The sequence below is a fragment of the Pseudomonas sp. R151218B TE3479 genome (assembly GCF_053629195.1).
Map to the genome: position 1 here is coordinate 6,001,987 of NZ_JBRJHV010000001.1, position 13,517 is coordinate 6,015,503.

Consider the following 13,517-nt stretch of genomic DNA (forward strand, 5'->3'; position numbering starts at 1 on the left):
TTTTATAGGCATCAAATAACAACCGCATCGCGGCCTTCGCGAGCAAGCTCGCTCCCACATGGATTGCGCAAGACCCTGTGGGAGCGAGCTTGCTCGCGATCGGGGTTCACACCATTCTCACGCCGGGGGTCAGGGCAGTCGGCATGACAAGGCTCGGGGTCTCCAGGGAAGCCACCGGGTACGCGCAATAATCGGCCGCGTAATAAGCACTGGCGCGATGGTTGCCCGAGGCACCGACACCGCCGAACGGGGCGCTGCTGGCGGCACCGGTCAGCTGTTTGTTCCAGTTGACGATACCGGCACGGCTCTGCAGCCAGAATTGCTGGTAACGCTCCTGGGAATCGGACAGCAACCCGGCGGCCAGGCCATATTGCGTATTGTTGGCCTCGGTGATGGCCGCGGCGAAGTCCGGGTAGCGGATCACTTGCAGCAACGGCCCGAACAGCTCTTCATCAGGACGCTCGGCCACGGCCGTCACATCCAGGATACCCGGCGTCAGCAAGGCCGCCTGGGGCTGCGGCTGGGTCATGGTCAACAACGGCACGGCGCCTTTGCCCAGCAAATGGTTTTGTGCATCCATCAGCGCCTTCGCCGCGCCCAGGGAAATCACCGAGCCCATGAACGGTGCCGGTTGCTGGTCGAAGGCACCGACTTCAAGGGTCGAGCTGACCGCCACCAGGCGCGCCAGCAAGGCATCGCCCCAGGCACCTTCCGGCACCAGCAGGCGGCGCGCACAGGTGCAACGCTGCCCGGCGGAAATGAAGGCGGACTGGATGATGGTGTAGACCGCCGCATCGACGTCCGCCACCTCATCCACCACCAGTGGGTTGTTACCGCCCATTTCCAGCGCGAGGATCTTGTCCGGGCGCCCGGAAAATTGTTGATGCAGCAGATTGCCGGTGCGGCTGGAGCCGGTGAAAAACAACCCGTCGATACCTGGGTTCGCCGCCAGGGCGATACCGGTTTCCCGCGCGCCTTGCAGCAGGTTCAGCACACCCGCCGGCAGACCGGCCTCGACCCAGCATTTGACCGTCAGCTCGGCGACTTTCGGCGTCAGCTCGCTCGGCTTGAACAACACGCTGTTGCCGGCCAGCAGCGCGGGCACGATATGACCGTTGGGCAAGTGACCGGGGAAGTTGTAGGGGCCGAAGACCGCCACCACGCCGTGGGGCTTGTGGCGCAGCACGGCGGTGGCGTCGCCCAGGGGGCCGCTCTTCTCGCCGGTCCGCTCGCGGTAGCTCTGCACCGAAATGGCGACTTTGTTGACCATGCTGGTCACTTCGGTCGCCGCTTCCCACAACGGCTTGCCGGTTTCTTCACCGATGCACTGGGCCAGTTCGTCAGCGTGGTTTTTCAGGGCCGCGGCAAAAGCTTCCAGCACCTGGATGCGTTCGTCCAGCGAGCGCCGCGCCCAATCCGGGAACGCCTGGCGCGCGGCCTGCACCGCCGATTCCACTTGCGCCGCCGTGGCGCCGTTGCCCGACCACAACACCTGCTGGGTCACGGGGTTCAACGACTCAAAAAGGTCGCCCTGGCCTTCCAGCCAGCTACCTGCGATGTACAACGACTTCATCATTTCGACTCCCGGGCAGCGGACAACGCAACGGCACGCACCTGATCGCCGGCATTGAGTTGAAGACGTTTGGCGGTCAGCGGATCGACCACCAGGGTGCCTGCGGCAAAACGCGCCGGTGCAGCGGTGATGCGGCAGTCTTCGCACTTGCGGTTATGGATGAGGAACGGCGTGGCGTCATCGCCCGGCGTGCCGATGGCCAGCACCAGCGCCTGGCTGTCGCGAATCGCGCGGATCTTGCCGGTTTCGCACTCCACCGCCGGGCCGGCGTCGAAGATGTCGACGTAACCCTGATAGCTGAAACCTTCGCTCTTGAGCATCGACAAGGCCGGCTCAGTATCCGGATGAACCTGGCCAATCACGGCCCGAGCATCTTCAGACAAGAAACAGGTGTACAGCGGGAACTTGGGCATCAGTTCAGCGATGAACGCCTTGTTGCCCACGCCGGTGAGGTAGTCGGCCTGACTGAACTCCATTTTGAAGAAATGCCGGCCCAGGCTTTCCCAGAACGGCGAACGTCCGTTGTCGTCGGACATGCCGCGCATCTCGGCAATGATCTTGTTGCCGAACAACTGCGGGAACTCGGCGATGAACAACAGCCGCGCCTTGGCCAGCATCCGGCCATTGAGGCCACTGCGGTAGTCGGCGTGGAGGAACAGCGAGCACAACTCGGAATTACCGGTCAGGTCGTTGGCCAGGAACAGGGTCGGGATTTCCCGATAGATGTTCAATTCCTGGGAGGCGCTGACCGTCAGGCCGACCCGAAAGTTGTACCAGGGCTCACGCAGCCCCACGGCACCGGCGATGGCGGAAATGCCCACCACGCGACCGTCATCGTCTTCGAGCACGAACAGGTAGTCCGCATCGCCGCGCCCGGCTTCGCCGCGAAAAGTCTTCTCGGCCCAACCGACCCGATGGGCCAGGCGCTCTTCATTGGCCGGCAAGGTGGTCAGGCCGGTGCCCGTGCTGCGGGCCAGGGCGATCAGAGCGGGTAAATCGCTGCTGCGTACGGGACGAACGATCATGCTATCTCCTCAAACGGGCCGCTCACGCCACCCGCGAAACTCAGCTGTAAGGCGTTAAACCGCAACCAGGCGCACGCTGGCACCTTCGCCAACGCCCAAGGCTTCGGCCGCTTCCATATCCAGGGTCACCGGCTTGCCCGGCGCGTAGTCGAGTTCGAGCAGCACGGCGCGGTAATCCTGCAACTGGGCATTGGCCACCAGGTATTGGCGGCCGGCGCCCTTGACCGGTTCGCCGATCTTGACCGGCACCACGCGGCTCTGGGCGATCGAGCGGATGCCCGAGACGCGGGCATGCAGGGTCGGGCCACCGTCGAAGATGTCGATGTAGTGATCGGTCTCGAAACCCTCGCGCATCAGGATGTCGAAGGTGATCTGCGCCCGCGGATGCACCTGGCCCATGGCTTCCTGGGCGGCATCCGGCAACAGCGGCACATAGATCGGGTAATGGGGCATCAGCTCGGCGAGGAAGGTACGGCTCTTCAGCCCGCACAGACGCTCGGCGGCGGCGTAGTTGAGGTCGAAGAAGTTGCGACCGATGGCGTCCCAGAACGGCGAGTCGCCATTCTCATCGCTGTAGCCGACGATCTCGGTCACCACCGAATCGGCAAACCGCTCCGGATGGCTGGCGACGAACAGCAGCCGCCCCCGTGAGTTGAGTTCCGACCATGGCGAACCCACCAGTTCCGGCACCACGTAGAAACTGGTCAGCAGGCTGTTGCCGGTCAGGTCGTGGCATTGGGAGAGCACGTGGATCTTGTTGTGGATCTTCAGCTCACGGGAGGCGTGAACGAAGGTCTCGTTGCGAAAGCTGTAGAACGGTTCGGAATAACCGGCCGACGCGACGATGGCCGAACAGCCCGCCAGCTTGCCGGTCGCGGTGTCTTCGAGGACGAAGAAATAGCTCTCTTCGCCGTTGAAGCTGACTTCCGCGGCAAACGAGGCTTCGCTTGCGGCGATCTTGTCGCTCAGGCGTTCCACGTCATCCGGCAAGGAAGTGACACCGATCGGACTGTCCGCAGCCAGACGCTGTACCTCGCCCAGATCAGCCATTTGCGCGGGGCGCATCACCAGCATGGTGTCACTCCTTAACTTGAAATAAACGGTTCGACCATGGGGTCGATACACAGAAAAAAACTAAACGAACACGCGGGTCTGCATTGCATCTGCGGCGGTCTGCGATTTTTCAGCCGCTGCAAGACTCCTGTGGGAGCGAGCTTGCTCGCGATAGCGGTGTGTCAGACAACATGGATGCTGGCTCGTCCGACGCCATCGCGAGCAAGCTCGCTCCCACAAGGGGTCCGGCTTCAGCCTCAGGCTTGCGTCAGCTTCGCCGCGGCGCGCTCGAAGCGGTCCAGGCCGGCGTCGATGTCAGCGTCTTCCACTACCAGGCTCGGGGCGAAGCGAATCACGTCCGGGCCGGCTTGCAGGATCATCAGGCCTTCCTGTTCGGCGGCGTTGAAGATGTCCTTGGCCTTGCCTTTCCAGGCATCGTTCAGCACACAACCGATCAGCAGGCCCAGGCCACGCACCTGGGTGAACAGGCCGTATTTCTCGCCGATCTGCTCCAGACGCGCCTTGAACTTGGCGTGTTTGGTTTTGACACCACCGAGCACCTCAGGCGTATTGACCACATCGATCACCGCTTCGGCCACTGCGCAGGCCAGCGGGTTGCCGCCGTAGGTGGTGCCGTGGGTGCCGACGACCAGGTGCTTGGCCAGGGCTTCGGTGGTGAGCATCGCCGCAATCGGGAAGCCACCGCCCAGGCTCTTGGCGCTGGTGAGGATGTCCGGGACCACGCCGTAATGCATGTAGGCGAACAGATGACCGCTGCGGCCCATGCCGGTCTGCACTTCGTCGAACACCAACAGCGCGTCGTGGGCATCGCACAGGTCGCGGGCGCCTTGCAGGTAGGCCTGCTCGGCCGGTAGCACGCCGCCCTCCCCCTGGATCGGCTCCAGCACCACGGCGCAGGTCTTGTCCGAGACAGCGGCCTTCAATGCGGCCAGGTCGTTGTAAGGAACGTGGGTGATGCCAGTAATTTTAGGCCCGAAACCGTCGGAGTACTTCGACTGCCCGCCGACGTTGACGGTGAACAGGGTGCGACCGTGGAAGCTATTGAGCGCGGCGATGATTTCGTACTTTTCGCTGCCGAAACGATCGAACGCAACGCGACGGGCCAGCTTGAAGGCGGCCTCGTTGGCTTCGGCGCCGGAGTTGCAGAAAAACGCGCGCTCGGCAAACGTCGCATTGACCAGCTTGTGGGCCAGGCGCAGGGCCGGCTCATTGGTAAAAACGTTGGAGACATGCCACAGCTTGTTGGCCTGTTCGGTCAGTGCGCCGACCAGCGCCGGGTGGGCGTGGCCCAGTACGTTGACTGCAATACCGCCAGCAAAGTCGATCAACTCACGACCGGATTGGTCCCATACGCGGGAACCGGCACCACGCACAGGTATGAAGGCAGCAGGTGCATAGTTGGGAACCATAACCTGGTCGAAATCGGCGCGTTGTACCGCGGCTTGCTCAACGGACATCGGAGTCTCCTGATGAGGAACACCCGCCTGGAACTGGCGGGCTTGGTAAGGATTGTAAGGACAGTTTTCAGCCCGGCCTTGCCGCCAAGCGACAACTTCTTATAGCGCCAACCCACGTTTTGCGCGGGTTTACGGCAATGCGACAAATAGCGTCGCAAAGGCGCAGTTTAAACGTTGCCAAGGGATTTGAGGCGCCTGCGTCCACATTTCCGCTGCCAGACACAAAACACCTGTGGGAGCGAGCTTGCTCGCGATAGCGTCGGCTCAGCGGGCATTAGCGTCGACTGATAACCCGCCATCGCGAGCAAGCTCGCTCCCACAATTTTTTATGTCGACCGCCCTATCCGCAGCCTTGCCGCTTAGCCCCGTTCGGACGGCACCGACGACAATTCGAACGGGCTGCTGCTGCGTCGCTGGTTACGGTCTTCCCGCGGCGTGGCGCCGAAGAAATTGCGATAGGCACTGGAGAAGTGTGGCCCCGAGGAAAAACCGCAGGACAGGCCGATCTGGATGATGGATTTGCTGGTCTGCATCAACATCTGCCGGGCCTTGTTCAGGCGCAGCTCCAGGTAGTACTGGCTGGGCACGCGGTTGAGGTATTGCTTGAAGATCCGCTCCAGTTGCCGGCGGGACACGCACACATGCTGGGCGATTTCGTCGGTGGTCAGCGGCTCTTCGATATTGGCCTCCATCAGCAGCACTGCCTGGGTGAGCTTTGGATGGCTGGAACCGAGACGGTTCTGCAAGGGGATGCGCTGGCGCTCGCCACCTTCACGAATGCGCTCGACCACCAACTCTTCCGACACCGCGCCAGCCAGTTCCGCACCGTGATCCCGGGCCAGGACCGCCAGCAACAGGTCCAGCACCGACATGCCGCCGCAAGCGCTCAGGCGATCGCGATCCCAGTCAAACAGATGGCTGGTGGCGATGACCTTGGGGAAACGTTCGGAGAAGTCATCCTGCCAACGCCAATGCACAGCGGCACGGTAACCGTCGAGCAAACCCAGCTGGGCCAAGGGATAGACACCCGCCGACAAACCACCGATCACGCAACCGGCACGCACCAGTTGCTTGAGGGCGCTGCTCAGGGGCGAGGCCAGGGCGGTCGGCGGCTCATCGGCCAGCAGGAACAGTTTCTGGAACCCCTCGAGCTTGCCGGCCCAAGGCTCGCCCGGCAATTGCCAGGCGCCGGCGGCCGGCGGCTCGGCCTGCAAGAACGACAGCTCGTAGACCACATCCGGATGCACCCGCTGAGCGACACGCAAGGCCTCCTCGGCCAGCGCCAGCGTCAAGGCTTTAGTGCTGGGCCAAATCAGGAAACCTATTCGATGGGCAGTCATGGCGGGCGATCCGAAGCGAAAACAGTGTTAAAGCCAAAAGCGGCTGCAACCAAATTAGACCATCTGGCGCGCGGTGCGCAGCATGCCCCAAATCAGGTGCGTAACGGGAGCGTTACTTGAGGCTGCCCGAAAGAAATTGTTGCAGGCGCTCCGATTGCGGATTGACCAGCACTTCACGCGGGTTGCCGCTTTCTTCGACGATGCCTTTGTGCAGGAAAACCAGTTGGTTCGACACTTCACGGGCAAAGCCCATTTCGTGAGTCACCACCACCATGGTCCGACCTTCCAGGGCCAGGGCCTGCATCACCTTGAGCACGTCACCCACCAGCTCCGGGTCCAGCGCCGAGGTCGGTTCGTCGAACAGCATCACCTCAGGCTCCATCGCCAGCGCACGGGCAATCGCCACGCGCTGCTGCTCGCCGCCGGACATGTGGCCCGGGTAGGCATCCTTGCGATGGGCCACGCCGACCTTGTTCAGATAGTGTTCGGCCTTTTCCCGCGCTTCAGCCTTGGCCACGCCCAGTACGTGAACAGGCGCCTCCATGATGTTTTCCAGCGCGGTCATGTGGGACCACAGGTTGAAATGCTGGAACACCATCGACAGCCGCGAACGCATGCGCTGCAGTTGCTTGGGGTCCGCGGCCTTCATGGCGCCATCCTTGCCGGCGACCAGTTTCAGCTCTTCGTTGTTGAGCAGAATCTTGCCGGCATGGGGTTGCTCGAGCAGGTTGATGCAACGCAGGAAGGTACTCTTGCCGGAGCCACTGGAGCCGATGATGCTGATCACATCGCCAGCGGCGGCCTTCAGGGACACGCCCTTGAGCACTTCGTGACTGCCATAGCGTTTATGCAGGTCTTGGACTTCAAGCTTGTACATGCGGTCGGTTCTCACAAAACGTCAGTCGTTGAGCAGTCGATCGGATCGATGCGTTATCAGTGCTTGCGCGGGGCCAGGTAACCCAGCCAGCGGCGCTCGGCCAGCTTGAACAGGCGCACCAAGATGAAGGTCAGGCACAGGTAGAAAGCGCCGGCCGTGATGTAGGCCTCGAACGGCAAGTAATACTGCGCATTCACCGTGCGCGCCGCGCCGGTGATGTCGATCAGGGTCACGATGGAGGCCAGGCTGGTGGTCTGCAACATCATGATCACTTCGTTGCTGTATTGCGGCAGCGCCCGACGCAAGGCCGACGGTAGCAGGATCCGGCGATACAGCTTGTAGCGCGACATGCCCATGGCCTTGGCCGCTTCGATCTCACCATTGGGCGTGGCCCGCAGGCTGCCGGCGATGATTTCGGCGGTGTAGGCGCTGGTGTTGATGGCAAACGCCAGGCACGCACAGAACGTCGCGCTGGACAGCCACGGCCAGAGGAAGCTTTCGCGCACGATCGCGAACTGCGCCAGCCCGTAGTAGATCAGGAACAGCTGCACCAGCATCGGTGTACCGCGGATCACGTAGGTGTAGAGCCAGGCCGTCATGTTGACGATCGGCTGCTTGGACACCCGCATCAATCCCAGGGGCAACGCCGCCAGCAGGCCGAAGAACAGCGACAGGGCCAACAATTTGAGGGTGGTCAGCAAGCCACTGAAATACAGCGGCAAGGCTTCATAGATGACGTTGTAGTCGAAGATCATAGATCAGCCGCCCTTACGCCTACCGAGTAGCGCTTCTCAAGGTGACGCAACGCCAGCAACGAGACACTGGTGATCACCAGGTACATCGCCGCCACTGCGAGGAAGAAGGTGAAAGGCTCGCGAGTGGCATCCGCCGCCTGCTTGGCCTTGAACATCATGTCTTGCAGGCCCACCACGGAAATCAGCGCAGTGGCCTTGGTCAATACCAGCCAGTTGTTGGTGAAACCCGGAATCGCCAGGCGAATCATCTGCGGCACCAGCACCCGGAAGAACACCTGGAAGCCGCTCATGCCATACGCCATGCCCGCCTCGGCCTGGCCCTTGGGAATCGCCATGAATGCACCGCGAAAGGTCTCCGACAGGTACGCACCGAAGATGAAACCCAGGGTGCCGATACCGGCCGCCAGCGGGTTCAGGTCGATGTAGTCGTCATAGCCGAGCATCGGCGCAACGCGATTGAGCAAGTCCTGGCCGCCGTAGAAAATCAGCAGGATCAGCACCAGGTCGGGGATGCCGCGAATGACCGTGGAATACAGGTCGCCCAGCCACGCCAGCCAGCGCACCGGAGAAAGGCGCAACGCAACGCCGATCAGACCCAGGACGATGGCCAGGGCCATGGACGACAAGGCGAGCTCAAGCGTCAACCATGCGCCATCGAGGATGACAGCCCCGTAGCCTTTCAACATGATTCAGGTCCTCGAAAGTGGGATGAAAAAATGGCGCAAACCGCAGAGATCCTGTTGCTTGCGCCATTTCGCACGAGTGGCGGGGCTTCGTTACTTGCCGTAGATGTCGAAGGCGAAGTATTTGTCCTGGATTTGCTTGTATTTGCCATTCTCGCGGATGGCGGTGATCGCGCCATTGATCTTGTCTTTCAGCGCATCGCCCTTGCGAACCGCGATACCGATGCCGTCGCCGAAGTATTTCTCATCGGTGAAGGCTGGACCTACAAATGCGAAGCCCTTGCCGGCATCGGTCTTGAGGAAGCCGTCATCCAACAGGGTAGCGTCTGCCACGGTGCCGTCGAGGCGGCCGGCGGCGACGTCCAGGTAGATTTCGTTCTGCGAACCGTACGGCTTGATCTCGGCACCCAGCGGGGCCAGGACTTCACGGGCGAAACGCTCGTGGATCGAACCGCGCTGCACGCCGATGTTCTTGCCCTTGAGCTCGGCCAGGTTATCGCTGACCTGGGTACCGGCCTTCATCACCAGACGGGCCGGGGTGTTGTAGTACTTGTTGGTGAAGTCAACGGACTTCTTGCGATCTTCAGTGATGGACATGGACGACAGGATCGCGTCGATCTTGCGGACCTTGAGCGCCGGGATCAGGCCGTCGAATTCCTGCTCGACCCACACGCACTTGACCTTCATCTCTTCGCACAGCGCATTGCCGATGTCGTAGTCGAAACCGACGATGCTGCCATCCGGGGCTTTCGAGGCGAACGGAGGGTAAGCCGCTTCGATACCAATCTTCAGGGGTTTCTCATCAGCGAAGGTCGGCAGGGACAGCACGGACAGTGCCAGGGCGCCAAGCAGCACTAGTTTCTTCATCTTGGGACTCCATCGGTAAAGGGCAAAAACGGCAGAGTGAGCAACAGCCCAATATGCGAATGGGTGGAACGAACGTGGGTGCTGCGTCCTGGGAAGCTTACGGTTTATTCAACGCAAGCCACGACGAGCGAGTGATCGGCATTCTAACGACAGGCCCGAAGCCGATATTTCTTCAATGCGACAACAAATTACAGAAGCACCGAGAAAGCGGTTCGAGCACATTGACAGCCTCGCAAATTCATGCAAGAGCAAAAGAAGGGAAACCGATCTATGCTGCAAATAGCGGGCCCATTATTCGCAAACCCTTCTAATCCGGCAAGCACAGCGTGTCGGCTTATTTTCCGAGACGCCCGCAGCCGCCCTATAACGGCGCTTCGCGTTTCACATCGCCCCGTTGTGGCGCCTTTGGTTACACATTTCGAAACACCGGTAACGTTCGGACACTTCCTACTTCAAACGCCGATATTTATTCATCCGCCGAACCTGTGGCGAGGGAGCTTGCTCCCGCCGGGCTGTGAAGCAGCCCCAAAGCCAGGCACCGCGGTCGTTCGAACACCCAACCTGTGGCGAGGGGATTTATCCCCGTTGGGCTGCGAAGCGGCCCCAAGATCCCCAACTGATTCCTCCTGATACACCGAGTTGCCTGGTTTTAGGGCTGCTTCGCAGCCCAGCGGGGATAAATCCCCTCGCCACAAAGGTCATATGACGCGCAAAAAAAGCCCCGCCAGGCAAATGCCAGGCGGGGCTTCTTGAGGTCACAAACCGCCGTCAGGCAACGTTCATGGTCTTGTGCGTCTCGATCAAGTGCGCCACCACACCCGGGTCGGCCAGGGTGGAGATATCACCCAACCCGTCGTATTCCGCCGTGGCGATCTTGCGCAGGATGCGGCGCATGATCTTGCCGGAACGGGTCTTCGGCAGCCCTGGTGCCCACTGGATCACATCCGGCGAGGCAATCGGACCGATCTCCTTGCGCACCCAGTTCTTCAGTTCCAGGCGCAGGGCCTCGCTGGTTTCCTCGCCAGCATTGAGGGTGACGTAGACATAGATGCCCTGCCCCTTGATGTCGTGCGGCACACCCACCACCGCCGCTTCGGCGACTTTCGGGTGGGCGACCATGGCGCTCTCGATCTCGGCCGTGCCCATGCGGTGGCCGGACACGTTGAGCACGTCATCCACTCGACCGGTGATCCAGTAATAACCGTCCTCGTCGCGACGGGCGCCGTCACCGGTGAAGTACATGCCGCTGAAGGTCTTGAAGTAGGTGTCGACGAAACGATCATGATCGCCGTACAGCGTACGCGCCTGGCCTGGCCACGAATCGAGGATCACCAGGTTGCCTTCGGCGGCCCCTTCGATCAGGTTGCCGAGGTTGTCCACCAGCGCCGGCACCACACCAAAGAACGGGCGAGTGGCCGAACCTGGCTTCAACGCCGTGGCGCCTGGCAATGGGCTGATCAGCACGCCACCGGTCTCGGTCTGCCACCAGGTGTCGACGATCGGGCAACGTTCCTTGCCGACATTCTTGTAGTACCAATCCCAGGCTTCCGGGTTGATCGGCTCGCCCACCGAACCCAACAGGCGCAGGCTGCTGCCATCGGCGCCTTCGACGGCAGCGGTGCCCGAGGCCATCATCGCGCGGATAGCGGTCGGTGCGGTGTAGAGGATGCTGACCTTGTGCTTGTCGATAACCTTGGCCACCCGGGTGATGTCCGGGTAGTTCGGCACGCCTTCGAACAGCAGCGTGGTCGCACCGTTGGCCAGCGGGCCGTAGACGATATAGCTGTGGCCGGTGACCCAACCCACATCGGCGGTGCACCAGTAGACCTCGCCTGGCTTGTAGTCGAACACGCGCTCATGGGTCAGCGCTGCATACAGCAGGTAGCCGGCCGTGGTGTGCTGCACGCCCTTGGGCTTGCCGGTAGAGCCAGAGGTGTAGAGGATGAACAGCGCTTCTTCGGCGCCCATTTCCTTCGGTGCGCAAACGGTGCCGGCCACTTTCATCAGGTCTTCGTACCAGATGTCGCGGTGCTGGTTCCACTTGATGCCACCACCGGTGCGCTTGCACACGATGACTTTCTGGATGCTGCTGGTTTCCGGGTTGGTCAGCGCGTCATCGACGTTGGCCTTGAGCGGGATTTTCTTGCCGGCGCGAACGCCTTCGTCGGCGGTGATCACCACTTTGGATTTGCAATCGATGATCCGTCCCGCCAGTGCTTCGGGGGAGAAACCGCCGAACACCACCGAGTGAATCGCACCGATCCGGGTACAGGCCAGCATCGCGACCACAGCCTCAGGGATCATCGGCATGTAGATGGTCACCACGTCGCCGCGATGCACGTCCTGGCCACGCAGGGCGTTGGCGAACTTGCAGACTTCTTCGTGCAGTTCGCGATAGGTGATGTTGCGGCTCTCGGACGGGTCATCGCCCTCCCAGATAATCGCAATTTGATCGCCGCGCTCGGCCAGGTGACGGTCGAGGCAGTTGTAGGACACGTTCAAGGTGCCGTCGGCGAACCACTTGATGTCGACATGGTGATCGTCGAAGGAGGTCTGCTTCACCGTGGTGAACGGTTTGATCCAGTCGAGGCGCTTGGCCTGCTCGCGCCAGAAGCCATCCGGGTTGACGACCGACTGCTGATACATCGCCTTGTAGGTCGCCTCGTCAGTCAACGTACTGGCCGCAACCTCGGGGCGAACGGGATACAGAGAAGCCGCACTCATCTTTCTTACCTCGGAGACATAGTTGTTTTTGTATGGTCCCGTTGTAGCCCGGGGCGGGCCTATAGAACCATTCGACGATGGTAGTAACAAGTCCCTACAAAATGTCGGTACTAACCTGAAACCCCCTCCCGCCAGGCTTTTCCCTGTGTGGGAGCAAGCCCCCCTCCCACAGTTTGTCCTACACCACAGATCCAATGTGGGAGCGAGCTTGCTCGCGATGACGGCAGCACCTCCAACATAGATGCCACAGACAACCCCACCACCTGTAGCGATTATTACCAGATCAACCAACAGTGTTTATCAAAACCCGGTCTTTTTGCGATTAACCCCACCCTCTAAAATCCACCTCGCCAACCGGCAAACACGATTAACGCAACACAGCCCCCACGAAGGCCGTTAATCCAACTTCCAATACTTGCTCCACACGCAACCCCAAAAAGGTTGCGTGGCCCCACTCGACCTCAAAAAAGGTGAATCAAATGAAAGCTTTATGGGTTCTGGTCCTCGGCAGCCTGTGCGCCACCGCGATGGCGGATGAGGCCCCGACCGATGCTGCACAGCAAAAACCGGCCATTGAGGAGTACACCTATTCCACCCACCTGGACATCGCCAAGGTCATCTCCATGAGCAACATCCCCAATGTCTGCGAAGTGGTTCCAGCCAAGATGGAATACGACGACTCCAAGGGCCAGCGCCACATCCTGCGCTACAGCGTCATGGGGACCGGTTGCTCCAACGGCTGATCACAACTGGCAATTTCCACGGCCCGATTTCGCTCGGGCCTGGTTGTGTCTGGAGGCACCAAAAACGCCCCACAAACACAACATGTAGTGCAAAACCGCAAAAAACGCTGATTTTTTGATCAAAAAAATCCGCGATCCGCTTCGTGCAAAAAAAATCTTAAGCGGCCAAAGCCTTGTAAACCCTCGCTCCCACGCGGATATGCCACCCGCCGCCCCTTCTGTGAGCTATTTCGCCGCACCACGTAGGCAAAAAAGTCCTTATAATGCCGCCTTAAACGGGCCTGCAATATTCCCTTACAGGGGATCACGCTTACTTGGAGCCTACGCAGAGGCCAATCGCCTCCTCGCGTTCACCGCCGCTCCGGAATGACCCGTACATTTTTCTGTTTATTGCCTGCG

General features: G+C 60.9%; 11 protein-coding genes. 1 reads left to right on the plus strand and 10 read right to left on the minus strand.

Features of this window, described 5'->3' with window-relative positions; genetic code table 11:
- Nucleotides 1-106 precede the first annotated feature (106 nt).
- From astD to acs, 10 genes are all read right to left on the minus strand, one after another.
- Entirely contained in the window at nucleotides 107-1,576 is a 1,470-nt protein-coding gene (gene astD / locus AB7M32_RS26125) for a succinylglutamate-semialdehyde dehydrogenase (RefSeq protein WP_454251822.1), read from the minus strand.
- Complete coding sequence (astA, locus tag AB7M32_RS26130) at nucleotides 1,573-2,598, minus strand: arginine N-succinyltransferase (RefSeq protein WP_454251823.1); 1,026 nt, start codon at nucleotides 2,596-2,598, stop codon at nucleotides 1,573-1,575. The genes astD and astA overlap by 4 nt, the downstream gene beginning before the upstream one ends.
- Before the next feature lie 54 nt (nucleotides 2,599-2,652).
- Nucleotides 2,653-3,672 carry an arginine/ornithine succinyltransferase subunit alpha gene (gene aruF, locus AB7M32_RS26135; protein WP_003178851.1) on the minus strand — a complete coding sequence of 340 codons (1,020 nt, stop codon included), beginning with the start codon at nucleotides 3,670-3,672 and terminating at the stop codon, nucleotides 2,653-2,655.
- Nucleotides 3,673-3,908: 236 nt separating this feature from the next.
- Complete coding sequence (locus tag AB7M32_RS26140; RefSeq protein ID WP_060741008.1) at nucleotides 3,909-5,129, minus strand: aspartate aminotransferase family protein; 1,221 nt, start codon at nucleotides 5,127-5,129, stop codon at nucleotides 3,909-3,911.
- A gap of 359 nt (nucleotides 5,130-5,488) precedes the next feature.
- Nucleotides 5,489-6,469, minus strand: coding sequence for a GlxA family transcriptional regulator (locus AB7M32_RS26145; RefSeq protein ID WP_060741007.1), 981 nt, complete (start codon nucleotides 6,467-6,469; stop codon nucleotides 5,489-5,491).
- A 112-nt stretch (nucleotides 6,470-6,581) separates the two neighbouring features.
- Nucleotides 6,582-7,346 carry an ABC transporter ATP-binding protein gene (locus AB7M32_RS26150; RefSeq protein ID WP_053124413.1) on the minus strand — a complete coding sequence of 255 codons (765 nt, stop codon included), beginning with the start codon at nucleotides 7,344-7,346 and terminating at the stop codon, nucleotides 6,582-6,584.
- 56 nt (nucleotides 7,347-7,402) lie between these two features.
- A complete protein-coding gene (locus tag AB7M32_RS26155) occupies nucleotides 7,403-8,101 on the minus strand; it encodes an ABC transporter permease (protein ID WP_060741005.1) in 699 nt (232 codons plus the stop codon).
- The gene (locus tag AB7M32_RS26160) at nucleotides 8,098-8,787 is read right to left on the minus strand and encodes an ABC transporter permease (RefSeq protein WP_060741004.1); all 690 of its coding nucleotides are present in this window, start codon (nucleotides 8,785-8,787) and stop codon (nucleotides 8,098-8,100) included. Before AB7M32_RS26160 ends, AB7M32_RS26155 begins: the two co-directional genes overlap by 4 nt.
- A 90-nt stretch (nucleotides 8,788-8,877) precedes the next feature.
- Nucleotides 8,878-9,651: an ABC transporter substrate-binding protein gene (locus AB7M32_RS26165; RefSeq protein WP_072408612.1), complete on the minus strand. Its 774-nt coding sequence runs from the start codon at nucleotides 9,649-9,651 to the stop codon at nucleotides 8,878-8,880.
- Between the two features lie 768 nt (nucleotides 9,652-10,419).
- Nucleotides 10,420-12,375, minus strand: a complete 1,956-nt coding sequence (gene acs / locus AB7M32_RS26170; protein WP_072408614.1) for an acetate--CoA ligase — start codon at nucleotides 12,373-12,375, stop codon at nucleotides 10,420-10,422.
- Between the two features lie 479 nt (nucleotides 12,376-12,854).
- Between acs and AB7M32_RS26175 the strand changes: the two genes are divergently transcribed.
- On the plus strand, nucleotides 12,855-13,118 hold the full coding sequence (locus AB7M32_RS26175; protein WP_454251824.1) for a DUF2790 domain-containing protein: 264 nt from the start codon (nucleotides 12,855-12,857) through the stop codon (nucleotides 13,116-13,118).
- Nucleotides 13,119-13,517 lie beyond the last annotated feature (399 nt).